Below are 25,772 nucleotides of genomic sequence, written 5' to 3'. Positions count from 1 at the left end.
AGATTATATAGAAGCTATCAAAAATAGAATCTATTACATCGCTATATTCATCAACTAAAAATTCATCCACATCTATTTTAAATTCATATATCCCCTTATTTCCAGAAGTAATTAAAGTGTAGTTTATAGTTCCTTGAATAGACTTACTTACTATTATTTTTCCATTTTTATAATTTCTAATCTCATCTATATTTGACATGTTTTTTATAACAGAATCAACAGAAACTAAATCAATACAACCATCTGGAATTTCTATTAAAAATCCATGTGTTTTTATATTATAAAAATCAAAATCCTCATCTTTTTCCATAGTTATAGTGTCAAAACATTTGTCATCTATAGTGTTTAACTTTATGAAATGAGTTGGTATTTCTACTACATATCCAAGTTTACTTTTTATTTTATCATATGTTAAATTTTTTACTATTTTTTTACATTCATGCTCTTCTTTCCTAATTTTTCTCAAGTAATACAATGACTTTTTAAATCCTTCTTCATATGCTTTTAAAAAATATTTTTTAGCCTCTTTAGATTCATCATTCTCGAATAAATCTATTGCTTTTTCATAATTATTAGACAAGAACATCCCCCCAACTATTTTTTATTTCTTACTTAAGATTTTAATATATATTATGCTTTAACTGTTGTTAAAATTCTATCATTGTTTTATTGCTATTTTGGAAATTTTTAAATAATTCATTTTTTTTATTGACAACATTCATTTTTTTTATTACGATAGTTATAAAATAAATATTAAAAATTCTGTGAAAAAGAGAGTAACTCTAAATGGATTTTCAGCGAACTAGGGTTGGTGTGAGCCTAGTAATGAAGTTTATTGTGAAGAGAGCTTTTGAGAATATAGTTTGAAATTAAGTATGACTATAGGTTTTCTCGCCTTAAGAGATTAAGTGGATAGGATAATTTTTTATTTCTATCAACCAGAGTGGTACCGCGGAAAATTTTCGTCTCTTGGCTTTTGCCAAGGGACTTTTTTAATTTAAAAATAAATGCATTTATAAAGACGTTTTAATATAAAATTCAAAAGGAGATATTATTTTATGGAGAACAACATTAGCTTTTATAACAAGCCTACATCGAATAGTTTTATTAAGTTTTTAATCCCATCATTATTAGGATTAATATTATTTGTAATACCTCTTCCATATGGAAATATGGTAACAATTGAAGGAATTTCTTCAATAAACATAGGAATTGGATTTTTAGCTGAATTAATAAAAATATCATTTTCTAATTATTTAGATTATATAGCACTTATAGTAATTGTTTCATCAGCACTTTTATCTATATTAAGTAAATTTGTAAACATTAAAAATGATTTTCTTAAAAGCATACTAGATGTTCCTTTATTTTGGTTATCTTTTAGAGTATTAGGTGCTATATTTGTATCTATGACGGTTTTAGGATTTGGTCCTGAATTCGTTAAGTCTGAAGTTACTGGACAAACAATTTTAGGAATTTTACCTAGTCTTTTAGCAATTTTCTTAGTTTCTGGATTTTTATTACCTTTAGTTGTAGACTTTGGTCTTATGGATTTTGTAGGAACTTTAATTTCTAAATTTATGTACAATATATTTAAAGTTCCTGGTCGTTCTGCTGTAGATGCTATATCTTCTTGGCTGGGTGATGGTACTCTTGGTATTATGATAACAAACACTCAATATAAACAAGGATTTTATACTGCAAAAGAAGCGTGTATAATATCTGTTTGTTTTTCATTGGTATCTTTACCTTTCTCAACAGTCATAGCTGATCAGTTAGGATTGATGAGCTTGTTTGTTCCTTTTTACGGTTGTGTTTGTGTTGCTTCTTTAGCCTGTGCTATTATAATGCCTCGTATATACCCTTTAGCTCATATTAAAGATAAAACTTATAACAATGTAGATCATTTAAAAGAAGAACTTATTCCAGAAGATGAGAATGTATTTTCATTTGCTTTATCTAAAGCTTTATATAGAGCTGAAAATGCACCTTCATTAAATCTAATAATTAAAAATGGATTTAAAACTGTTATAGATATGTATTTAGCTTTACTTCCTCTTGTAATGGCATGGGGAACAATTGCACTTATAGTAGCTGAGTTTACACCTATATTTACTTGGATATCATTCCCTGTAGTATTTTTACTTAAGTTACTTCAAATACCTAATGCCGTAGAAGCTGCTCCAGCTGTATTAGTTGGATTTGCTGATATGTTTTTACCTTCTATAATGGTATCAGGTGCTCACTTTGATATATTAACAAAATTTATAATAGGAGCTTTATCTATAACGCAACTTCTATACTTAACAGAAACAGGTGCAGTTATATTAAAATCAGATATTCCATTAAATTTAAAAGATTTATTTATTATATTTTTGACAAGAACTTTAATAGCTTTACCAATTATAACGATATTAGCTAAGTTAATATTAAAGTAATAGTAAAATCTTAGATGGTCAAATAGACCATCTTTTTTAATTTCAATTTTAATCAATATCATGTCGACATAAGCAAAGTATTTTTTTTATTTGTCATATACTTGATTACTTTGGTTATAATTACTATATAAGTATAATTTTTAATATATTTTAATTTTAATATTGACTATTTGGACTAAAAACATTATAATTTAAATTTGTTAGAATTCTTACTTTCGGAGGTGAATATTATATTGAGAAACATCCTTAATATATTCAAAAAAGATTTAAAAGACATATTTACAAATTATGCTATGCTTATAGTTGTAATCGCACTTTGTATTTTACCTTCTTTATATGCATGGTTTAATATAAAGGCATCTTGGGATCCATATGGTAGTACTAGTAACATATCTGTAGCTATTGTAAACAACGATAAAGGTACTACTGTAAGGGACAAAGAAATAAATATCGGTGATGAACTTGTAAAAAACCTAAAAGATAACTCTGATTTAGGTTGGAAATTCGTTAATAAAGACAATGCGTTAAAAGGTGTTAAAGATGGTAAGTATTATGCATCTATTGAGATACCTGCAAATTTCTCAAAAGATTTAACTTCTCTGATATCATCTGATGTTAAAAAAGGTGAATTAATTTACTCTGTAAATGAGAAGATAAATGCTATTGCTCCAAAAATTACGGATAAAGGAGCATCTACTATACAATTACAAATAAATCAAACTGTAGTTGAAACAGTAAGTCAAGTTTTATTTGAGGTATCTAATGAATTAGGAATAGAACTTGAAGGACAAATTCCTAAACTAAACGATGTTGAAAACTCTTTAGTTGAAGTACAAGGTAAATTTGGAGATTTAAACGAAACAATAAATCTTGCATCTAATGGTGTTGTTAAAGCTACCGATTTAGTTAAAGATATTCAAAAAGATTTACCGTTAATAAAAAATACTATAAATCAAGCTCAAGGATTGTCAGCTGATGTTCAAAAGTTTTTAAAGAGTTCTCAAGATAGTATAAATAAAGTTGCTCCTATAATAAAAAATGATATAGGCTTAATGAATGATATATCTAACTCTATTATGGATACTGCAAATGCACTTAATAATGCAATAAAGAATGGTTCTGATGATGCTTTAATGTTAATAGATAATCTATCAAGTAAGTTACATAATTTAGCAACTATAAATAATTCTGTTTTAGAGTTTTTAACTAAATTAAATAACCTTACTCAAAACCATCCTTTAACTGATACTATAAATAGATTAAAGGATTTAGATTCAAAATTAACTCAAGGTATGAATTCGTTAAGTTCAATAAAGAGTCAAATTCAAAGTGGACAGACACCTGCTGATGATGTTTTAGGTAATGTCTTAAAAATAGGATCTGATATACAGTCAATTACATCTTCATTATATAATAATTTTGATGGTAAAGTTTCAGGCCCTATAAATGATATATTTGAAAAAGGATATTCTGTTAGCGATGATGTTATAAAAACACTTCAAGAAGCTGAAGATAAGCTTCCTCAGGCTGAAGATATACTAAATACTACACTTAAGTTATCAGATAAAGGTCTTGAAGGAATTAACTACGCTAAAGAAAAATTACCTAAAGTTGAAAGTATGGTTAATGAACTTACTGATGCAGTTAAAAAGGTAAATGATGAAGAAAATCTTAATGATTTAGTTAAGTTACTTAAAAATGATATAGTATCTAAAAAGAACTTCTTAAAAGAACCTGTTACGGTTAAAGAAAATAAATTATATCCAATAGAAAATTATGGATCAGCTATGACTCCATTCTATACAGTATTATCATTATGGGTTGGATTACTTTTATTATCTTCACTTTTATCTGCTGAGGTTCATGGAAACTATAAATCTTATGAGGTTTATTTTGGTAGAGGTCTTACATTTGTATCAATTGCAATAGTCCAAGCATTAATAGTAAGTCTAGGAGACATTTATGTACTTGGTGTAAAACCTGTAGATCCAGTTCTACTAGTATTAGGTTCTGTATTTACAAGTATAGTATTTACAGCTATTGTTTATTCTCTACTTTCTGTATTCGGTAATATGGGTAAAGCTATGGGAATTATACTTTTAGTTATACAAGTAGCTGGTTCAGGTGGTACATTCCCAATAGAAGTTACACCTAAGTTTTTCCAAATGGTAAATCCATATCTACCATTTACTTATTCAATTTCTATGTTAAGAGAATCTGTTGGTGGGGTTTATACTCCTGTATTATATAGAGATTTAGCTATTCTAACATTCTATATAGCAATTTCTCTTATAATTGCATTACCGCTTAAAAAACCTATAAACAAAATTTATCATAAATTTAATGAAAAATTCAGTGAGAGTGGTCTTTCTGAACATTAAAAAAAGAGATAGGATAATTCCTATCTCTTTTTTAATAATCATATTCTGTTATGTTTTCACACATAGTTATATTTATAGTCTTATCTAGTGAATTTTTGTATGATAGTAAAAGTTCATTAAGCTCTGCATCAACAAGGTTTATCTTGCCTTGACTTATTAAAGTAACTTGTTCTTGATCAAATATAATTCTTATATCATTATGATCATTTTTTATATATGTTTCTACAGAAGCTTTTGGTTTTATCTTATAATTATATTTTTCGTAAAACCCTATACTTTTTTTTATTTCCTCAAAATTGACATTATCCATATTACTTAAATCTATATTTTTAGGATCTATACCAAGGTTCTTTAATTGCTCATCAATTTCAGAAGAGTCCATTCCATATCTCTCCATAAATTTCTTTTGAATATTTATAAATTTTTCTTGAGATATGTTATTTTCATTCATATATTCCATTATTTTTTTAGAAAACTCCACCATACTCATACTACCATTCATTACTGAATTATAAAGAGTATATATATATTGTTCAAACTTATCTACATCAGAATCTTTTACTTTATTTTTTAATTCATTAAAATCAATTATTCTATCGTCTGACATCGCTTTACCTCCTGATTAACCTTTATCTTTTAACCTTATTACTATTATATTCTAATAAAGTTTTAATGTCTACATATTGAAATTTAGCTTATATTTAATTTATATTTTCCATTAAACTACTATATTATCATATATTTTGATTTTAATTTAAATGTTAAAAGCCCTTAGATAATAGCTAAGGGCTTTTGTATATAATAAAATTTTGTTATATTAAATAAAATTAGAATTCTGCATTTTTTGGAGTTCTAGGGAATGGTATTACGTCTCTTATGTTTGCCATACCAGTCATATACATTATTATTCTCTCAAATCCTAATCCAAATCCTGAGTGAGTAGCTGTTCCATATTTTCTTAATTCTAAATACCACCAGTAATCTTCTTCATTTAAATTCATTTCTTTTATTCTATCTAATAATACATCATGTCTCTCTTCTCTTTGAGATCCTCCAACTATTTCTCCTACACCAGGAACTAAAAGGTCCATAGCTCTAACAGTTTTTCCATCTTCATTCATTCTCATGTAGAATGCTTTTATGTCTTTTGGATAATCTGTAACAAATACAGGAGCTTTAAATACTTGTTCTGTTAAGTATCTTTCATGCTCTGTTTGAAGATCATCTCCCCATTGAACTGGATATTCAAACTCATGACCTGATTCTTGTAACATTTCTACAGCTTTAGTATATGTTATTCTAGTAAATTCAGAGTTTACTACATTGTTTAATCTTTCTATTAATCCTTTATCTATGAAACTATTGAAGAATTCCATTTCTTCTGGAGCATGTTCCATAACATAGCTTATAACATATTTTATCATGTCTTCTGCAAGTTCCATGTTATCTTCTAAGTCAGCAAATGCTATTTCAGGCTCTATCATCCAAAACTCTGATGCATGTCTTTGTGTGAATGAATTTTCTGCTCTAAATGTTGGTCCAAATGTATAAACATTTCTAAATGCAAGTGCCATTATTTCAGCATTTAATTGTCCACTAACTGTTAGGTTAGCTTCTTTTCCAAAGAAGTCGTTAGAGTAATCGATTGCACCTTCTTCAGTTTTAGGTATATTATTTAAATCCATAGTTGTTATTCTAAACATTTCTCCAGCACCTTCACAGTCACTTCCTGTTATAATTGGTGAATGTGCATATACGAAGTTTCTATCTTGGAAGAACTTGTGTATAGCATAAGCTGCTAAACTTCTTACTCTGAACACTGCTGAAAAAGTATTACTTCTAGGTCTTAAGTGAGCTATAGTTCTTAAATATTCTAAAGTATGTCTTTTCTTTTGTAATGGGTATGAACTATCTGATTCTCCTTCTAGTTCAATATTAGTTGCATGTATTTCTACAGGTTGCTTTGCCCCTTCTGTTGATACAAGCTCACCTTCAACTAGTATTGATGAACTTATTGGAAGCTTAGTTATTTCTTTGAAGTTTTCTAACTTCTCATCTGATATTACTACTTGCATGTTTTTGAAGAAACTTCCGTCATTTAATTCTATAAATCCGAAATTCTTAGACGCTCTAGATGTTCTTATCCATCCAGCTACTTTTATACTTTTACCGATATATTCTTCTTTGTTTCTGTAAAGATCTTTAATTTCTATAAAATCTCTTTGCATTTTATGTCCTCCTAAAAATTAAATTTAAATATTAAAAAAAGCCCTTCATCCCAAATAAAGGGACGAAAGACTATTACTATCGCGGTACCACCCTAGTTGCCATAAAAATGGCCTCTTAGCTAAGCATTGCTTATGGTCTATAACGGGACCTTCCGTCTAAGCCTACTTTCTTAAATTTCGGTTAGAGACTCCGAGATGTTCTTCAATATAAACTTCGTATTGAGCTTTCACCATCCTCAAATCGCTGTAACTACATTTTATACCTACTCTTCTCTTCACTGTCTTTATTTTTATATTATTTCAATTATTACTAAGATTATACCAACTTATATTTTTCTAGTCAATGTTTTATTTTTCATAAAATTTGTATATTTTTCACAAATTTTATAATACTCCTATTTAGGAGGGTGTTTTATATGAAATATGTATTATTAATTATAGTTGTATTGCTATTCATAGGCCCTGTGGTTGATGATTGCACATCTTTGTCTCAAGTTTTCAAAGAAGCTATATATAATTATATAACTTGTTTAGATACTTCTGTAAATTATTTATCTGAAAATGTGCCTGCTTTTAGTGATTTAACTGAACTTTCTTATACCAAAGCCTATAAGAAGGTTATGGATGGGCGTCACTTAGTAAAGCACTTGGTCAACTCAGGTGAAACTATAGATGATATAATAAAATCTTACAATACCAATATAGAAGACATTGATGATTTTAGAAAAGTTGTTTACAAAGAAAATATAGATATTATTTCTAGTGATTATAATATAAAGTCAGGTGAATATATACTAGTACCTAGTGAGTAAAAAGCGAATAGAAAACGCTACTTAATTTAAATTAAGTAGCGTTTTTTATTATAATTTACTTCCGTTATCTACCCAATCCTTAGCTTCTTCAACATTATTTAATGATGGTATAGATACATTACTATTCTCTTTTAACTCTTTAGTTCCTGCCCATGCTGCTGTATATTCATTTTTTACAGGTCTATGAGCTTTTAATCTTTTGTTCCCTTCTCCATTTAGTGGTTTGCTTTTTTCATTTGTCATACTAATCACCTCTTTTTCATTTTGTAATTAGTTTTTACATTATGATATATAAAATTCATCTTATTCGAAGTTATTTGCAATTTCCACTATAGTATTTTTTAAATTTAATATTCCATATCCTTGAGTTATATTTGGATATGTATATATATCTTTTTTAGTAGCCCCCAACATTAAATACGTTTTCAAAGGCTGAACTGACAATAATTCTTTGGCAAACTCATACTCTGAAATTATATATTCAAATATAATTGCCAATACTCCACTTACTATAGAAGCGCTGACTCCAGTACCAATAGATGTATTGTATGAACTATTTATATAAGTTGATATTATATCAACTCCAGGAGCAACTATATCTGGTTTAATAAGACTTAATTTTACAGGCCCTTTCGAAGATCCAATCCAAATACTATCTGTTTTATCATTATAGGTTCCTATAGTTATTACATTTTCAGATGCAGCATACATAGTTATAGTAGCTTCTGATGCCGGATCTGAAAATCTTGTTTCATTGGAAATTATATTTTTATTTGGTAAATAAACATCGTAGTTTCCATCTATTATAAATTCTGGAATCAATCTAAGTGTCCATATGCCTGGTTTTATATTATATAAACTAATTGTCAATTCTTCATTCCCTGACTCTAACCAAGGATAAGAAAACCTCATCTCATAATCCGTATTTTCTAAATTAAATTTACCTTGATACACATAGTACTCTGGAGTATACATAATTTTATAACTCATTTCTCCAGATGGTGATATTAATGTTGCTCCAATTTTATCAGGTCCATTTAGTACTAGTGTTATATCTAAGTTCGTCTGTTCTCCTACTTGTATTACGATATCATCAATCTTATTTCTATCCTTTACCTTACCTCTGTAATGAATATCAGTATTACCTTCATTTCCAGCTCCACTCACTACAACAATTCCCGGCTCTAACAATTCATTAAACGTAGATAGCATAGTTGACTCAACTATGGATTTAGAAATTAATCCTATAGTCAAGTTTATTATCATATTCTTATTTTCTTTCTTTGCCACATCTAATACATATCTTATAGCTGCTAAAAAATCTGATTTTTGGTAATTTATTTTTCCTTTTTTATAAGTATCTTTATACTCTCTTAATTTAACGACTACTAATTCACTATCAATAGCTACTCCTTTATACTGAGAATTTAAATTTCCTCTTCCAGCTGCTATGCCTGCTGCTGTAGTCCCTGTTCCTATAATATCTTCACTTAATGTTTTATCTTTTTCTTCTATAGCTTTATTTATATCGTCCCTTGTAAATTCACTTCCAAATATCAATCCATCCGGAGGCTTTTTTTTATCACTTTCTTGGTCCCATATAGACACGATTTTTGTTTTATTATCCTCAATAAAATCTGGGTGTAAATAATCTATTCCAGAATCTATTATTGCAATTAAAACATTTTTTCCAGTTGATTGTATATATGGGTTTTTATATATATAATCTGTTCCAACCGCATCTGAAACTGTAACCCCTTGCTCCATGTTATTAGTAATTTCAGTTAATGAACTCATTGGAACTGAAATTTGCCACCAAGTGATACTTGGGATTCTATTTAAATTTTCTTCCCTAAATTCAATTGGAACGTATATTACCACAAGATTATTATTCAATACCATAAATTTTTCTATTCCTGCTTTTTTTAAATCTGATTGAATATCACCTTGATAAATTATAAGGTAGGATTTTTCCAAAATAAAATCCCCTCCTTTTTTATTTTAATTGGTCGAAGGCACCTCTAATATCTAAAAGTCCATATCCATAAATATCATTTGGATATACTATTTCTGAATTTCGTTTTGCTCCTGCCTGAATGTAAGTCCTTATCATATTTGTAAAACCTTTTAACGGATAATAATTATCTACTACTGCATATTGTAAATATAGAATAACTGCTCCTGCTAAATAAGCCCCAGAAGCTGCTGTTCCTGTAATTGTCGCATAACTATTCCCAGGATATGTTGATATTATATTCACTCCAGGAGCTACTATATCTGGCCTTCCTAGACCGTTTATTGTTGGTCCTCTCGACGATGAAGGCCAGATGCTATTTTCTAACAAATTAAATGCGCCTGTTCCAATAACATCTCCATAAGTAGAGGGATAGTTAATAGTATATGAGGATGTAGAATCTCTAAACTTAGTTCCAGGGTTTATTATAGCCCGATTTGGCAAATAAGCATGATAAACCCCATTTGTGATATACTCTCCTCTTAACCTTATCTTCCATATACCTTTTGTTGCATTTTTAAGAAGTACTGTTATTTGTTCTTGCCCTGAATATTTTGTTGGATATATATATGTTATTACATACCAAGTAGCTTCTAAGTCAAATAAGCCTGTTACCTCATTGTAATTAGCTACTTTTATATATTTACTTTGCTCTCCACTAGGTGCTACAATTGAGGCACTTATTTTATCTGGTTTATTTATCCAAATATTTATTTCTAAAAGACTTTCATCTTCAAAAATTTCTAACTCAATATCTTTTTGTTGACCTACAAAATTAATTTTTCCCGTTGAGTGTGTTTGAGTATTTCCTTCATTTCCAACTGCAGAAACTATGCACACCCCTTTTGTAAATGTAGGCTCCTCTTTTAAAACTTTTTGTGTTGCTCCTATTAAGCTGTTACTTCCGAGCGATAAATTTATAACTATTGGTTTTTTTAATTCTATCGCTTTTAAATATGCATATCTTATTCCTGCTTGAAAAAAGGAACTATCATAGTTTCCATAAATTTTTTTTAATTTTACAACTATTAGTTCTGAATCTGGAGCAACTCCCGAATATTGCTTATTTATATTTCCAAGTCCTGCACAAATTCCACTTAACATAGTTCCATGCCCTGATTCATCTTTAGTTAGGCTTTTATCATTAGCTTGAATAGCTCTATTTATATCTTCTTTTGTATATTCAGTTCCTATTGTATAACCTGCTGGAGGCTTTCCATCTATGGTTTGGTCCCATATATATGCTATTTTTGATGTTTTATCAGGGTATATAAAATCTTCATGTAAATAATCTATACCAGAATCTATTATTGCAACTAATACACCTCTTCCAGTAATAGGCATATTTGAGTTATTTTGTAAAAAGTTAGCTCCTATCTCTTCTTTGGCAACCACTCCATTGCTAGTATCTCTGCTTATTGTACCTAATTGATTCATAACAATACTTGAATTAAGAATTTTTAAGGACTGTATTTTTAATAATTTGTTATATCTATTTGGGTCTCTTATAGGTAATGTCAATACACCCTCTGTATCACTTATTTCATAGTAAGTGTATAATAATCCAGTTGCTTTAAGATCTTCTTCAAAGTTAGGTCCATGTATTACGTGATATCTAAATGCTAAATCAAGCGGAAGTTCTAATCTATTCATGTTTTTTAAGTTTTTTTTTTCTTTTTTCTATAAGATAAGTCATATCCTTTATTTATATCGGAAAAACTCTCCAATCTTACATTTGTCAAGTCTAAAAAACCAAATCCCATAGAATCATTTGGATATGTATAAAGTGGATTTCTTTTTGCTTCTTTTAATAAAAATGCCTTTATTTTTTGTGAATAAAAGAATAAATCATTTTTATCTACTATCCCCCATTGCATTAATAAAGATACCACTCCAGTAACATGTGGAGTTGCCATACTTGTTCCAGTTAATGCCCCTATGCTTCCACCGGGAAGTACCGATAAAATATTTTCTCCTGGTGCTAATAAATCTGGTTTATATACACTTTGACTTATATCACCTTCTCCAGAAAAAATAGATACTGTATCTGTAGTTGAATTAAAGCTACCTACTGTTATAACTTTATTAGCTGTACCCGGTACTGTTACTGTTAGATTTTTATTAGCTTCTAGAAAACGTGTATCCTTACTTATGCCTTCCGATGTCGGTAAATATATACTTATATCGCCCATAACTATATTTATAGGTGTAAACACTAATTTCCATATACCTGGGTTTATAGATGTTGGAGAACTTAGCTGTATTGATAATCTTCTTGATAAAGAATATGGAGCTATAGGATAAAAATATCCTTTTATCCTAGTGCTGCCTAATACATTTCTTATTTCTCCTGATGTTAAAGATATTTCTTGACTTTTTACATTTGATGGACTAACTATATAAACACTAAAATCATCAATAAATTGCGGCCATATATTTATATTTAATATTCTTTCATTTTCTCCAACTACAAATTCAACTTCCTCAACTTCGCTTCCTAATTTTATATTTTTATGACCATCTTTATCTCCATTATTTCCAGCTGCTACAACTATATTATTTTTCCAAAATGCAGACATATCATCAATGTATTGTTCAAATAGGGATAATCCTCTGTGTGACCCTTCATTACTGCCGTAACTTATATTTATAGCTACTGGCATGTTTAGCTCCAATGCTTTATCCAGAATAAATTTAATAGCTCTCATAAATTCAGTACTTTTTGAAAAAACATCTGTCGATACACTTCCAACTCTTACTACTATTAGATTGGCATCTTCAGCTATTTGACATGCTATTCCTGCTACATGAGTGCCATGAGTACTAGTCGTAGATATAGGTATATTTGATTCTCTTTTAATTGCTTTATTTATATCTTCATTTGTATATAAGGTTCCATATTGAAATCCTTCTGGCGGATTTCCTTGAATTGATTGGTCCCAATAATAAAGTATTTTTGAATTTCCGTTTGAATCCTTAAATAAATTTATATTGTAATCTATACCTGAATCTATAATTCCTATAATAGTTCCCCTACCTGTTAATCTATTAGTACTTTTAAATCTTGTAATTCCAGTTCTAGAGAAACTTTGTACATCTTGAGTCGTTAATATAAATGGTTTTTCTAAATATTCTATTTGTGGATAATTCAAGAGTAAATCAATTTTATCAGGACTTTCAGTGCTTATTATTGCATAGTTATACCCTAGTATTTCTACTGATACACCTAGTTCTTTTTCTATTATAGATATATCTCCGTTATACTTAACAATTACTTCGTAATTTATAAAAAACACCTCCTACCTAAAAAGATGACCTCAATTCTATATTTTAGAATTTATTTCCATTACTATATATATTCATATTACTTTTATTGTATAATAGATATATTACTTTATTTTTAATTTTAAAATTTATTGAAAGGATGATTCACATTGAAAGGTAGTAAAATCAACGTTAATTTAGTTTTAACACTTATAATAACATATGTATTTATCAAGTTTATAGACAACTATAAGTACTTTTTCAATATAGTGAAACTGTTATTGTCTTTACTGACACCTTTTATTATAGCTTTCATTTTAGCTTACATATTTTCACCTATTGTAAATTTTTTAGAACGTAAATTAAAACTAAAAAGAATTTATTCTTTATTTATAACCTATGGAATTTTAATATTTATTATAATTTCATTTGTATTTTTTACAGCTCCTATCATCGTAAATAGTTTAGCTGATATTATTAGCCAATTTCCAATATATGCAAAGCAAACACAATCTTTCTTTATAGAAATTGGAGACCAATTAAAAAATATTGACCCTAAAACTTTAAAAGAAGTTGTGGATAAAATATTTTCAGCTATGCCTCAAATAAGTAACCTACTTATTGGATATTTAGGTGATATATTTACAACAACTTTTTCTATTTCTAAGTTTATAGTTCAGTTTATATTAGCTTTTATAATTTGTTTCTATATAATATTAGAAAAAGAGAGCTTTATTTCATTTTCAAAAAAAACGATGCATGTACTAATAGGCGAAAAAAGAACATCGTTTATTTTAGAAGTAGGAAACAGCTTAAACGAAAATATAGGAAAGTACTTCGCTGGTAAAATTTTAGATTCATTTATAGTGGGAGTTATATCTGGAGTTGGACTTTATCTTATAGGATCTCCATACGCTCTATTATTTGGAACTTTAATAGGTTTTATGAACATGATTCCATATTTTGGTCCTGTAATAGGTATGACCCCTGTTGTTTTAATCAATTTATTTTATAATCCTAGTGTTGCATTATTTTCATTAGTATACTTAATTCTTGTTCAACAAGTTGAAATTGCATTTATAGAACCTAAAATAGTAGGTGGACAACTAGGTCTTAGTCCATTTTTCACAATTTTAGCTGTTACAGTAGGTGGTGGTTTTTTTGGTATCCCAGGTATGATTCTTTCTGCACCTTTAATGGGTGTTTTAAAGATCTATTTAGTTAACTTTATAAACCATAAATATAATTCTACATTATAGTAAATAATTATACTTTTTAAACATTTTTTTAATTACAATTTAGTAACCTCAAGTAACAAGTATGTAACTGTTATAATACAATTGATTTATGGTAATATTTATGTATAGAAGATAACATATATATTTGAAAAGAGGTAATGATATGAAAAAATTAGTTATTGTTTTATTTGTTTTCTGTAGTGTATTATTTGTTACTAATCCAATTTTAAAATCTTCATTTGCAAATAATGATTCAAAACCTAGTAACGAAGTCACAAAGGCTGAAAAGCCAGTCGTCGAAGAAAATAGAAATAATAAAACATTAGAAACTAATACTGTATCTAATATAGATAATAGTGATTCTAATAAAGATATCACAGCTAAAGAAGTTAGTACTTCTACTAACAACAAAAACTCTTATTTAGAATCTAAAAAAGAAGTTTCTAATGCAGTAGATTCAACTAAGAAAGAAGTTTCTAAATCTAATGAAACTAATAAAAAAGATGATGTTGTAAAAAATAATGCTTCTAGTAATACTGAAGCTAACAAAGATCAAGACGTTGTTAAACCTGATGATTCTAATAAAGATGTTGAAAATAATAAATCTGATGAAGTTAACAAAAACGAAAACACTAACGTAGCAAAAACTTTAAGCAAAGATGATGCTTTAAATTTACTATTAAATATGAATCCAAATTTAGTTTATGCTTATCAAGGTGATGAAAATACATTCCCTGTTTTAAAGGATAAAGGTCTTTCTGGATATGTATTTTTACCTAATGTAGATACTGATTTAGGATATTTTGTAGATAAAAATACATCTAGTATCTACTACTTCCATCCAAGTGGATACTTAGAAAAAATAAGATAATAAAAATCCTGAGAATACATTTTAAAATGTACTCTCAGGATTTTTTATTTGTAAAATTGGCTTTTCAACTTCAATTTCAGTTTTCTTTTTTTCTAAATTTAAAACATCACTGCTTTTACTAGATCCTTGGGATGAATTTGCAACAATATATACATCCATATTTATATCTTCTAATAAATTGACTGGAATAGTTATATTATTCTCACTTACTCCATGTTGATATAACTCAAACCCTCCATTTGGTGAAGTTATATTATTTCGTACATATATACTATATGTACAATCAAAGTTTTCTAACTTATCCCATGAAAGATTTATATTACCATCATCAGAAATAGTTCCTTCTAAATTTTCAACTTTGTAATCTTGAATATTTTCTGCACTTGGATGTTCTTTTTTAATATTTATTGTATCGCTTCGTTGAGTATATACTCCATCAGATTTACCTACAACATATAAATCTATATCTGGTTTATCTATGCCTTTTAAGTCTACACTAATAGAAGCTTTTACCTTCTTATTTTTATCTAATTCATCTTTTTCTACTTTTATTGATTTAATTAAGCTGAAATCTTTTTCTCCTTTAGAATTATTTTTAAGATATATTTCATACTCTGGAACATCATCTAAATAATCCCATGACAGATTTATTTCTAAATTATCTCCATTTATTATAGAGCTAGCTTCTAAATTTTTAATTTTTTTAGATTCTGTATTTTCTTTTAATACGTTTACAGTTATAATTTTACTTTTTCCACCACAAGTAACTTTTACCTTCTCAGTACCTTCTCTAAGTCCTGTTACAACTCCATCATTTGAAACCTCAATTGCAGTTGATATTGGTAACTTAAATCCAACAATTTCATAATTAACCTTAGGATGTTCTAAATTTTTAGGGTATGTTTCTACTTTTACACCTAAGCTTTTTTCTTCATTTATATGAACATTTATATTATTGTTACTGTATAAATTAGAAACCTTAGCTTGTATGTTGAATTTGTACTCTTTAGTTTTATCTCCAGCTTTTATTTTCAATGTAGAACTTCCAACTCCAATAGCTTTAACTTTGTTATTTTCAATTTTTAAAACTTTTTTATCAGAGATTTCATATGTATATTGCTCTTTATCATTAAATTTAAAGTCAACGTCTACATTTACATCTATAGGAGAAGTATCTCCTACATATTTTAACTGATTTATAGATACATCTAGATTTTCTACTTTTGGGTTTACTACCCTTATAGTAGCTTTTCTTATAGCTCTACTATCTTTCATAATCATAATTGCCGAGTATCCTTCTTTTATACCAGTTATTGTATCACCTTTTATTGATAAAATATCGGAATCAGATGCTTTATACCCAATATTAGGCTTTGATGCATATGGTGGTATAACAATATATTCTCCACTATTTACTTTTATAGAATCGCCTAATTTTATTACATATTCATCTATATTCTGAATATATTCACCTTTAGTTATCCGCAGTTCTACACCTTTTACTAGTGGACTTACTATTCCATATTTGAAAAGAAAATACTGGCCTATGAGTATAGCTATAATAACTACACTACAAAAATAAAATTTATTTTTTTTCTCCCTCCAAAAATTCATTAATCCACTTCCTTATTAAATTAAAGGACTACCTCATTAAGTAGCCCTCTAATATGATATTTCTTATTAAAATTATATACTATAATGTACATTTTTAAAACTATTTAAAAATATTTTATGCTATTATTTAGGATATAAATTTCATTTATTCATAAATTTAGATTGAGTAAAACTCTGAGAGATAACAATTTACTTTGTTTAAACATAAAAAAAAGCTTACAGAAAACTTCTGTAAGCTCATTTTAGCTATGCACTAACTTTGCTAGCTACTAAAAGCTCTTTTGCAACATATGCTACTAGATCTACAGTTCTGCATGAGTATCCCCATTCATTATCATACCATGCTACTACTTTAACTAGATTTCCATCATTAACCATAGTTGATAGTCCATCTACTATTGATGACTCTGAAGTTTGTTTATAATCTACAGATACCAGTGGTAAGTCTGAATAACCTAATACTCCAGCTAATTCCTTCTTAGCAGCATTTTCTAAAGCTCTGTTTACTTCTTCAACTGTTACATCTCTACTAAATTCACAAACTAAATCTACCATAGAAACACTAGGACTTGGAACCCTTACTGCAAATCCATTTAATTTACCTTCTAAATCTGGTAATACTTTTGCTACAGCTTTAGCTGCACCTGTTGTTGTTGGTATCATAGAAACACCTGCGCTTCTTGCTCTTCTAAGATCTTTATGTGTTTTATCTAGTATTTGTTGATCATTAGTATAAGCATGAATAGTAGTCATTAACCCTTTGTTTATTCCAAACTCTGCATCTAAAACTTTTACTACTGGAGCTATACAGTTTGTAGTACAAGAAGCATTAGATATTATATGATGTATACTATTGTCATACTCATTTTCATTTACACCTATTACTATAGTCTTGTCTTCATTTTTTCCTGGAGCAGTAATTATTACTTTTTTAGCTCCTGCATTTATATGCTTTTGTGCATCCTCTTTTTTAGTAAATTTCCCAGTTGACTCTATAACTATATCTACTCCTAATTCTTTCCATGGTAAGTTTTCAGGATCGTTTTCTTTTAATACTTTTATTTTTCTTCCATTTATAATTATATTTTCTTTTTCATCTGTTTCTACTTTTCCTCTAAATATTCCGTAAGAAGAGTCATAAGTAAATAAATGTGCTAAAGTTTTAGCATCACTTCTTGCATTTATAGCTACTATTTCAAACCCATCCAAACCGTTTTCCTCAACTATTCTTAAAACCATTCTTCCAATTCTTCCAAATCCATTTATTGCAACTCTTGTCTTCATAATAAAGTCCTCCCAGTTTTTTTATATTAATTTATAGTATGTTTTATTTGTTTATTTAGTGTAACGTTTTTAACTTTTCTCACTTATATATATAACACTTTATTTTATTTAGGTCAACACTTTTGCTAAAAAAACCAACTAAAAAAGATTGCTTGATTTTTATCAAGCAATCTTTTTTTAAATATTTTCTTCTATTTTTTTATTCAATCTAGCTAACATGTTATTTGCAAAGCTAGCAATATCTGCTGGTACACCCATACTCGTAGCTAATACTGTATAACAGTGAATAGCTCGTTTATAGTCTTTTTTACCAGCATAAGATTTAAAAGCTTCTTCTGATAAATCTTTGCATATAATTTGCATTCTTTCATATCTTCTTCTCAAATCTATTCCCCCTATGAAAGTAGTGTATATTTATATATATGTTTTTATATACACTAGTTACACTAGAAATAGATTATTTTATTTTAATTTTATTTTTTTAGATAATACTCCATAATATTTTTTACTTTTACAGTAGGTATTTCACTACCACCTCTTCCTTTAACATTTTCTATAATCATAGATATAGAAAGTTTCCCTTCATCTGTATCTACACCTGCAAACCATCCATTTTCATTTGCGTTTGTATCATCCTTATCTTTTTTTAATTCAGCTGTACCTGTTTTACCAGCTATATTTATGCCCTCAATTTTAGCTGAGTGACCAGTTCCTTTAGGGTCATTTATTACAGCTGAAAAACAGTCTTTAAGTCTATCTACATATTCTGTGTTTATAGCTTGTTTATATACCTTAGGCTCTGATGATTTTGTTATATCTAATTTTGGCATCATTATCTTACCATCATTTCCTAAGCTTGAGTATATCATAGTCATATTTAAAGGAGTCGTTAAAACCTCTCCTTGTCCATATCCTGTTGCAGCTAATAATGATTTGTTATCTAGTTTTCCACTATTAGATATTTGTGATTTCTCTATAGGGTATCCAAATTTAATATCTTCTCCAATTCCAAACTTTTTAGCTCCATTAACAAAATCTTTTCCACCTATATTAAGTGCAGCTTTTGCAAAATATATATTATCAGAATAAACTGTTGCGTCTTTTAAATTTACAGGTTTTCCTGGGTCTGTAACTCTAGTAACATCGTATTCTTCCCAAGTCTTCCCTTTAATATCAACAGCTTCATCTGGGTCTATTTTTTTATCTTCAAGACCTATAGTAGCAGTTACTAACTTCATTGTTGATCCAGGTGAATATGCTGTTTTAAATCTTCTCTGTAATTGAGCATTATTATCAGCTTCCCATTTTGCCTTTTCACTCTTCGTTATGTATGTCATATAGCTATTTGGGTCAAATGAAGGTGAACTTACCATTGCTAGAACTTCACCAGTTTTTGGATTTGTAGCTACACTTGCTCCTTTTTCATCTTTCATTTCGTCATAAACTTTTTTTTGCAAATCAAGATCTATAGATAGTTTTACATCTTCTCCATTTTTTGCCTTCTTCTCAACTAAAACTTTCTTTTGCCCATCAGGAGTTAATATGTATACACAACCCCCATCTTCTGCTCTTAGTTTATCTTCATATACTTCTTCTATTCCACCTATACCTATTTTACTATTTTCGTTATAACCTTTATTCTTCTTGTCTTTTAATTGTTCTTGAGTAATATTTCCAGTGTACCCTATTAAACTACCTATGGCTTCTCCTCCATTATACACTCTAGCATTTTTAGTTGTTGTTATTTGAACTCCAGGTATTTGAAGTAACTTTTCTATTTTTTCATTATCTGATTCTAATAAACTTACTATATCTACAGCATGGTCTGGGTTTGTATTTGAATTTATTTTATTTTCAATATAACTAGGACTTATATCTAAGATATTAGCCATATCAGTAATTTTGTTACTTTCACTTCCATCTTTAAATTTCTTTAAATCTAATTGTACTTGTTTTAGCTGTCCTTCTCCTGCAATTAAATTGCCATTTCTATCATAGATACTACCTCTTTTTCCTTTGTAAGAATCAGTATCTATTCCTACTTTGTCCTCTTTTTTTAAATCCGGAAGTATTAATCCATAGTCCCAATTAACTTTATACCCTTTACCTTCCTTAACCATATCTATTTTAATCTTTGATGAGTCTATCTTCCCACCAAGTGTATCCATACTAACATTTAAGTACGCATCTTTGCCTTCTTCTAATGCTTGATCTGATTTAGAAATTTTAATATTTTTAGCTTTTATACGAGTATATATATCTGTATATGTTTGTACAAAATCTTCTTTACTTATATTTTTTTGAGATTTTTCTGAAAGCATAGTATACATTTTTTCAAAATCTTGATTTTGCCAAGATTTATTATACTCATCCATTGCACTTTCAATTTTTGATTTTGAACTACACCCCACAATAAATATTGTACCTAACATTATTATTAAACTTACAGTTATTAATTTAAATTTCTTCAATATTTTTCCCCCGTTCTTTTGAATTGTCATATTTTGCATTTAATATTATGCCCACACTTAAATATACCCTAAATAGCAAAAAATAAGCACTTATTAATAAGTGCTTATTTTTTCTAAACTAATATAGTTTCTTCTTGTTCATCTTCTTTATCACTATCTTCATCTTGATCTTCATCATTGTATATAATACTTATTATTTTCCCACTTATAGTAACTGCTATTAACGAAAATACTATCTGTTTAAAATCTAAATAAACTAATGACAAAAATAAAACTATACCATCACTTATCAAATATATATGATTAACTTTCAGTGGTGTAAATTTATTGCCTATAAGTGCTATTACATCATCGCCACCCGAGGCTCCACCACCTCTTACAACAAGTCCTACGCCTATTCCCACTCCTATTCCTGCTAATATACTTGCTAGTAGCATATTGTGTTCAAGGTTTGGTACTAAAAATCCAATTCTCTCAAATGTATTGTACATAGTTGAAAATGTAAATGTTGAAAGCATTGAGTATAGTAAAAATTTCTTACCAAAAAACTTTGTTCCTAATGCAAATAAAGATAAATCAATAACTAAACTAGTTAAAGATGGAGATATATCAAAAACATTTTTGATTAGTAATAATAATCCTAAAACCCCACCTTCTGTAACACTATTTTGGTAATTAAAGTTGTAACTTCCAAATGCCAATATTGTAGCTCCTATCATAATAGTTGCCACTTTTTTTAACTCTGACCGCAAAATATCACTCCTGTTAATTTTTTTAAGTTCCCCTTATTTAATTATATATATTTATTGAATATAATTCACTGATTTTTTAATTTTTATCTATAATTTAATATAAAAAAGACTTAATTTTAATTTATTAAGTCTTTTTTTTCTTTACTTTTGTTTTTTTTATATTTTTTCTTTTAGTTTTATTTCTAACCAGTATTGGAATATCATCTAATGTATCTTCTACATCTAGTACATCTAAAACATCTGATTCTTCAACTTGATTTGCACCAGATTGGGATAGCTCTATAGCTCTTTTAGTTCTTATCAATGCTAAATCTGCCGACACTTGACTCAAAAATACTATTAGAAGTGCTAAATCTTCATCACTTAACTCTTCCCCTATAGCATAGGCTATCGTAGACGATAAAATAACATAATCTGCATATGTATATCTAGACAAACCAACATTTTTCTTGGTGTTCTTGCATTTAATCTTTTGCTTATTAGCAGTAGTAGCATTATTAGAAATAGTATTATTGGTTACTTTACTTTGATCTCTTGTCATAAATCACCTCTTTGAAAGTAACTTTATAATACTATAAATATGCATGATTTATTAGTTTTATTAGTTAATTATTACTTACTTTTCCTTTACTTCGCTATTATCTCTACTCCATCTTCTGTTACTAAAATCATATGCTCCCACTGAGCAGATAAAGAACCATCATCCGTATATGCAGTCCACTCATTATCAGCATCTATGTATAAATCATATCCACCTTCATTTATCATAGGCTCTATAGTAAATATCATACCCGGAGCTAATACCATTCCTTCTCCTTTTGATCCATAGTGGAACACAAATGGGTCTTCGTGGAAACTTAATCCAATCCCATGACCTCCAAAATCTCTAACAACAGAATATCCATTTTTTTCAGCATGCTGTTGAATAGCAAAACCTATATCTCCTATATGTCCCCATGGCTTTACAGCCTCAATTCCCTTTTCTAAACATTCTTTTGTAACTTCAACCAATTTTTTAGCTTTTTCACTCACATTTCCTATCATAAACATTCTTGATGCATCTGAAAAATATCCATTGTATATAGTTGATACATCTACATTTATTATATCTCCATCTTTTAATACAACATCTTCACTAGGTATCCCATGGCAAATTTCAGAGTTTATAGATGTACAAACACTTTTGGGAAAACCTCCATATCCTAGTGGAGCTGGAATTGCTCCTTGAGATACTGTATATTCATGTACTATTTTATTTATATCTTCAGTAGTCATACCTGCTTTGATCTTTTCTCCTACTAAATCTAATACTTCATTATTTATTCTTGCACTTTCTTTTATCTTTTCTATTTGATCTTTATTTTTTATAATATCATGTGTTGGAACTTCATTTCCTGCTCTTTTTAAATCTTCCAACTTCATATCAAATTCCATGTGACACTTTTTATATTTTTTGCCACTTTTGCACCAACACTCATCATTTCTATTTAAATTCATTAAATCATCTCCTTACTTATTCTATATTAAATTATACTACGTCATGTTAATAAATGCTAATAAATTTAAAAAAGAGACCTCCACATAGCTTTACCAAACTAAGTATGGAATATCTCTTTTTAATATCATTTATAAAATTTTTATTATATCAGGTTTTATATTTATTTCGTCTTTATTTTTTTCTTTGTAATAATCTTTGTATATTATAGCTATAGTACATACAATACAAGAAAATGTTACTTCATATAATAAGCTAGGTTGTTTTATTACTATCGCCATATAAAATCCAATTAATAATCCTAACAAAGCAAATATTATTGGCTGTATATACAATATATAAATTAACTTAAAAGATTTTATGTTGTTAAATTCTATGCAAACACATTGCCCTGGCTTAGCACCTATATAATTGTTTGCAGTTATTATATTATCTTTATTTCCTTGGTAATTTATAAGGTTTAAGCGTTTTTTGCTAGGTTCAATTTTAACTTTAGCACTATTTTCATTTGAGTACATAACTGTTCCTAATTTCTGCTTTTTCATAAAAACTCCCCCATTTTCTACCTAGTGCTTTTCATTTATTATAATTTATGATTTATTAGTCTAAGTTGTTACTTGATAAAAAAAAATAGCGTATAAAATACGCTATTTTTTTATTTTTCTTTTAAAACTACTTTATTAATTAAAAGTATTAAAAACGGGATAATTATATATAACATGGTTGTTGCTGCTGAAACTACACCTGAGTCATTTACTAGAAATGTTATTACAGCACCTGCTCCAATTGATATTAAGGCTTTTTTAATATAACTACCTTCACTCATAATATCTTTAAATTCTTTTTTACAAGAAATTTTACTTATTATTAATCCTGTAATTCCAATATATATTATATATACCCATGAACTAGTTTGCATAAGTTGCATGTTCATAGAAATTTTTCTTCCAAAAGTCTCTATTATAGCTGCTGGACCACCAACTAATATCTGATTAATAAACAGTGCTAAATGAGACTCTGATCCACTAAGCATATCTATGGCTGCAAATCCAAAGACTACAAGCCCCACTGCTATAAACACAAATATAATTTTTCTAATATCTAGTTTTATATCAAATACAAGCATTGTAAATAATATTAATGCTAATGTTGCAGATATAGCAGACCCCACATTTGCCCCCATTGTTGGAGTAGAACTTATAAACACTATAACAACAGATATAATCGGAACAAATATTTTTTTTAATTTTTTATCCATTATTAAAACAGTCATAGCTACTATTGAAGATCCGATTACAATACCTTCGTATTCATTTCCTATACCATAGTATCTAGCGCCTACTATTGGATTATATGACATTACGCTATTTTGCATTAGATATGTTCCAAATGCAGCATCAACTAAAATAGCTATAATAGTTAATGTTGCGTAAAATCCTATTTGCTTAAAATCTGTTTTAAATGCTAACTTTCCTATAGCATAAATAATCATTCCCATTAAAGCTATAGATGTGTATATACCTACCCTCGAATTTAAGTTTAAAATGGGACCTAATAAAAATGCTGCAGGCATTATTATTCCAAACTTATTTAACTCTTTAACTAGATAAAATAATCTATCTGTTTTCATTGAAAGTTTATTTTTTATTTTTTTTCTAAAAGTTAATAATATAATACTTAAAAGAAGTATTATAGATACAAAGTTTACAAAAAATTGAATTATCCCACTTCTAACACTAGCCATATTTACAATTTTTGAGTATTCATTCATTATAAAATCTATATTTTTATCATTTTTTATATTATCTAATTTTCTACCTACCATTTTTTCTGATTTCAAATTGTAGTCTGAAAGTATGCTTGCTGCAATATCTGAATTTCCTATTACACCATTTCTTCTAGTTGTTGCTGATGTTAATAATCCTTTATCACTTCCATCGAATTTAACAACAGGTGATAACCTTCTTTGATTTTTATAGTCTATATCTTTTGGAAATGCACTTATTATGTATACTTTATCATTTTCTCCAGCAAGATTAAAAACTTCTTTTAGATATGAATCTATATTTTTATGTATTTGTTCTTCCATATCTTGATAAGTTTTTTCATTCAAATACTTTTTATATAAATCTAATCTATATGTATCCCCTAACTCTACAAACAGTGTATCACTTTCATTGTAATATTTCTTTGTTTCCTTTTTTAGCTTTTCATAATCTGTACTTATACCAAAAGGCATCTTATCATCTTTTTTATTTATATTGTCGACATCACCGCTATCTACTCTACCATAGTTATCCATTGCCATTGCAGCAATATTTCTGTTTAATTCCTCTGGTTTTGTTCCTATATCAGCATTTCCTAGCACAGATACGCTTAGTTTATTATCACTTAGGGCTTGCCCTAATGCTCCTAGTGTAGATCCATATTTACCTTTTTCTAAATTGTCATTTATAGATAAATTGATATTAACATCATTTACACCTTTTGACTTTTTCCCTGTGGCACTTTCATAAATTACACTATTGTCTTTATCCACATTTTTAAATCCTGAAAAATCGCTATCATATGTATTAACTCTTCCTCCAGCTCCAATACTTGCATAAGCTCTATTGTCACCGGTTCCTTGATCCCCTCTTATATTCATTAAAGCAATATACCCATGATTTTCTAATTCTTTTTTTAGAGTAGGTATTTCTAAAAAGTCAGATAAATTACTTCTATTCAAATCTATAACAATAGTTTTATGTTTACTATCAGCAAATATATTCGTTGGAATAATACATGCTAATATAATAATTATTGAAAATAATTTCTTTATTTTACAATTCACTCTTTTCACCTCCAAAATATATAATTTAATTATAAAGTATATTTTGCCTTTAAACTATTTTATTCTCTACATAATTT

General features: G+C 28.1%; 21 protein-coding genes and 2 other annotated features. Of the genes, 5 read left to right on the top strand and 16 right to left on the bottom strand.

The features are described from left to right. Positions 1-580 (bottom strand): hypothetical protein (locus tag RWY47_RS11720; RefSeq protein WP_316030339.1); only part of this gene is annotated, 580 nt, incomplete at its 3' end. A gap of 175 nt (positions 581-755) precedes the next feature. Beyond that, positions 756-973: a binding site (T-box leader), on the top strand. Positions 974-1,058: 85 nt separating this feature from the next. On the opposite strand from RWY47_RS11720, the gene RWY47_RS11715 reads away from it, so the two are divergent. Continuing rightward, on the top strand, positions 1,059-2,438 hold the full coding sequence (locus RWY47_RS11715; protein WP_224170719.1) for a YjiH family protein: 1,380 nt from the start codon (positions 1,059-1,061) through the stop codon (positions 2,436-2,438). A gap of 233 nt (positions 2,439-2,671) precedes the next feature. Then, positions 2,672-4,819, top strand: a complete 2,148-nt coding sequence (locus tag RWY47_RS11710; RefSeq protein ID WP_150842555.1) for a YhgE/Pip domain-containing protein — start codon at positions 2,672-2,674, stop codon at positions 4,817-4,819. Positions 4,820-4,850: 31 nt separating this feature from the next. Here the strand turns inward: RWY47_RS11710 and RWY47_RS11705 are convergent, their stop codons facing one another. Together RWY47_RS11705 and asnS are read right to left on the bottom strand one after the other, a co-directional pair. Continuing rightward, complete coding sequence (locus RWY47_RS11705) at positions 4,851-5,426, bottom strand: DUF3867 domain-containing protein (RefSeq protein WP_025162006.1); 576 nt, start codon at positions 5,424-5,426, stop codon at positions 4,851-4,853. A gap of 220 nt (positions 5,427-5,646) precedes the next feature. After that, positions 5,647-7,047: an asparagine--tRNA ligase gene (gene asnS, locus RWY47_RS11700; protein ID WP_150842554.1), complete on the bottom strand. Its 1,401-nt coding sequence runs from the start codon at positions 7,045-7,047 to the stop codon at positions 5,647-5,649. A gap of 55 nt (positions 7,048-7,102) precedes the next feature. Further along, positions 7,103-7,335: a binding site (T-box leader), on the bottom strand. A gap of 128 nt (positions 7,336-7,463) precedes the next feature. Here asnS and RWY47_RS11695 point away from each other — a divergent pair. Next, positions 7,464-7,859: a hypothetical protein gene (locus RWY47_RS11695; RefSeq protein ID WP_224170718.1), complete on the top strand. Its 396-nt coding sequence runs from the start codon at positions 7,464-7,466 to the stop codon at positions 7,857-7,859. A 48-nt stretch (positions 7,860-7,907) separates the two neighbouring features. Here the strand turns inward: RWY47_RS11695 and RWY47_RS11690 are convergent, their stop codons facing one another. From RWY47_RS11690 to RWY47_RS11675, 4 genes are read right to left on the bottom strand one after another with little or no spacing between them, the layout of a single operon-like run. Continuing rightward, positions 7,908-8,102 carry a CDIF630_02480 family spore surface protein gene (locus RWY47_RS11690; protein ID WP_021432524.1) on the bottom strand — a complete coding sequence of 65 codons (195 nt, stop codon included), beginning with the start codon at positions 8,100-8,102 and terminating at the stop codon, positions 7,908-7,910. 60 nt (positions 8,103-8,162) lie between these two features. After that, positions 8,163-9,836 carry a bile acid germinant receptor pseudoprotease CspC gene (gene cspC / locus RWY47_RS11685; protein ID WP_150842552.1) on the bottom strand — a complete coding sequence of 558 codons (1,674 nt, stop codon included), beginning with the start codon at positions 9,834-9,836 and terminating at the stop codon, positions 8,163-8,165. Between the two features lie 19 nt (positions 9,837-9,855). Beyond that, complete coding sequence (locus RWY47_RS11680) at positions 9,856-11,526, bottom strand: S8 family peptidase (protein ID WP_167402827.1); 1,671 nt, start codon at positions 11,524-11,526, stop codon at positions 9,856-9,858. 5 nt (positions 11,527-11,531) lie between these two features. Beyond that, entirely contained in the window at positions 11,532-13,169 is a 1,638-nt protein-coding gene (locus tag RWY47_RS11675; RefSeq protein WP_167402826.1) for a S8 family serine peptidase, read from the bottom strand. Between the two features lie 138 nt (positions 13,170-13,307). On the opposite strand from RWY47_RS11675, the gene RWY47_RS11670 reads away from it, so the two are divergent. Both RWY47_RS11670 and RWY47_RS11665 read left to right on the top strand, forming a co-directional pair. Beyond that, a complete protein-coding gene (locus RWY47_RS11670) occupies positions 13,308-14,396 on the top strand; it encodes an AI-2E family transporter (protein ID WP_035117744.1) in 1,089 nt (362 codons plus the stop codon). Between the two features lie 142 nt (positions 14,397-14,538). Then, a complete protein-coding gene (locus tag RWY47_RS11665) occupies positions 14,539-15,246 on the top strand; it encodes a hypothetical protein (RefSeq protein ID WP_150842549.1) in 708 nt (235 codons plus the stop codon). A gap of 21 nt (positions 15,247-15,267) precedes the next feature. Here RWY47_RS11665 and RWY47_RS11660 read toward each other — a convergent pair whose 3' ends face one another. The 9 genes from RWY47_RS11660 to RWY47_RS11620 form a co-directional block, all read right to left on the bottom strand. Continuing rightward, entirely contained in the window at positions 15,268-16,860 is a 1,593-nt protein-coding gene (locus RWY47_RS11660; RefSeq protein WP_025161999.1) for a hypothetical protein, read from the bottom strand. A gap of 246 nt (positions 16,861-17,106) precedes the next feature. Further along, the gene (gap, locus tag RWY47_RS11655) at positions 17,107-18,144 is read right to left on the bottom strand and encodes a type I glyceraldehyde-3-phosphate dehydrogenase (RefSeq protein WP_021429144.1); all 1,038 of its coding nucleotides are present in this window, start codon (positions 18,142-18,144) and stop codon (positions 17,107-17,109) included. A 177-nt stretch (positions 18,145-18,321) separates the two neighbouring features. After that, the gene (locus RWY47_RS11650) at positions 18,322-18,528 is read right to left on the bottom strand and encodes a hypothetical protein (RefSeq protein ID WP_021428970.1); all 207 of its coding nucleotides are present in this window, start codon (positions 18,526-18,528) and stop codon (positions 18,322-18,324) included. An 89-nt stretch (positions 18,529-18,617) separates the two neighbouring features. Continuing rightward, the gene (locus RWY47_RS11645; protein ID WP_167402824.1) at positions 18,618-20,615 is read right to left on the bottom strand and encodes a penicillin-binding transpeptidase domain-containing protein; all 1,998 of its coding nucleotides are present in this window, start codon (positions 20,613-20,615) and stop codon (positions 18,618-18,620) included. 113 nt (positions 20,616-20,728) lie between these two features. Beyond that, positions 20,729-21,367: a YitT family protein gene (locus RWY47_RS11640; protein WP_025161997.1), complete on the bottom strand. Its 639-nt coding sequence runs from the start codon at positions 21,365-21,367 to the stop codon at positions 20,729-20,731. Between the two features lie 124 nt (positions 21,368-21,491). After that, a complete protein-coding gene (locus RWY47_RS11635) occupies positions 21,492-21,908 on the bottom strand; it encodes a hypothetical protein (RefSeq protein ID WP_150842547.1) in 417 nt (138 codons plus the stop codon). Between the two features lie 86 nt (positions 21,909-21,994). Further along, entirely contained in the window at positions 21,995-22,864 is an 870-nt protein-coding gene (locus RWY47_RS11630) for a methionyl aminopeptidase (RefSeq protein ID WP_025161264.1), read from the bottom strand. A gap of 129 nt (positions 22,865-22,993) precedes the next feature. Then, a complete protein-coding gene (locus RWY47_RS11625; RefSeq protein WP_021429119.1) occupies positions 22,994-23,407 on the bottom strand; it encodes a SoxR reducing system RseC family protein in 414 nt (137 codons plus the stop codon). A 110-nt stretch (positions 23,408-23,517) separates the two neighbouring features. Continuing rightward, a complete protein-coding gene (locus RWY47_RS11620) occupies positions 23,518-25,695 on the bottom strand; it encodes a hypothetical protein (protein WP_224170715.1) in 2,178 nt (725 codons plus the stop codon). Between the last annotated feature and the right edge of the window lie 77 nt (positions 25,696-25,772).

It is taken from the genome of Paraclostridium sp. MRS3W1, assembly GCF_032465715.1.
GTDB lineage: Bacteria > Bacillota > Clostridia > Peptostreptococcales > Peptostreptococcaceae > Paraclostridium > Paraclostridium dentum.
The sequence above is the reverse complement of the archived record's forward strand: the minus strand, read 5'-3'. Positions and strand labels throughout refer to the sequence as shown.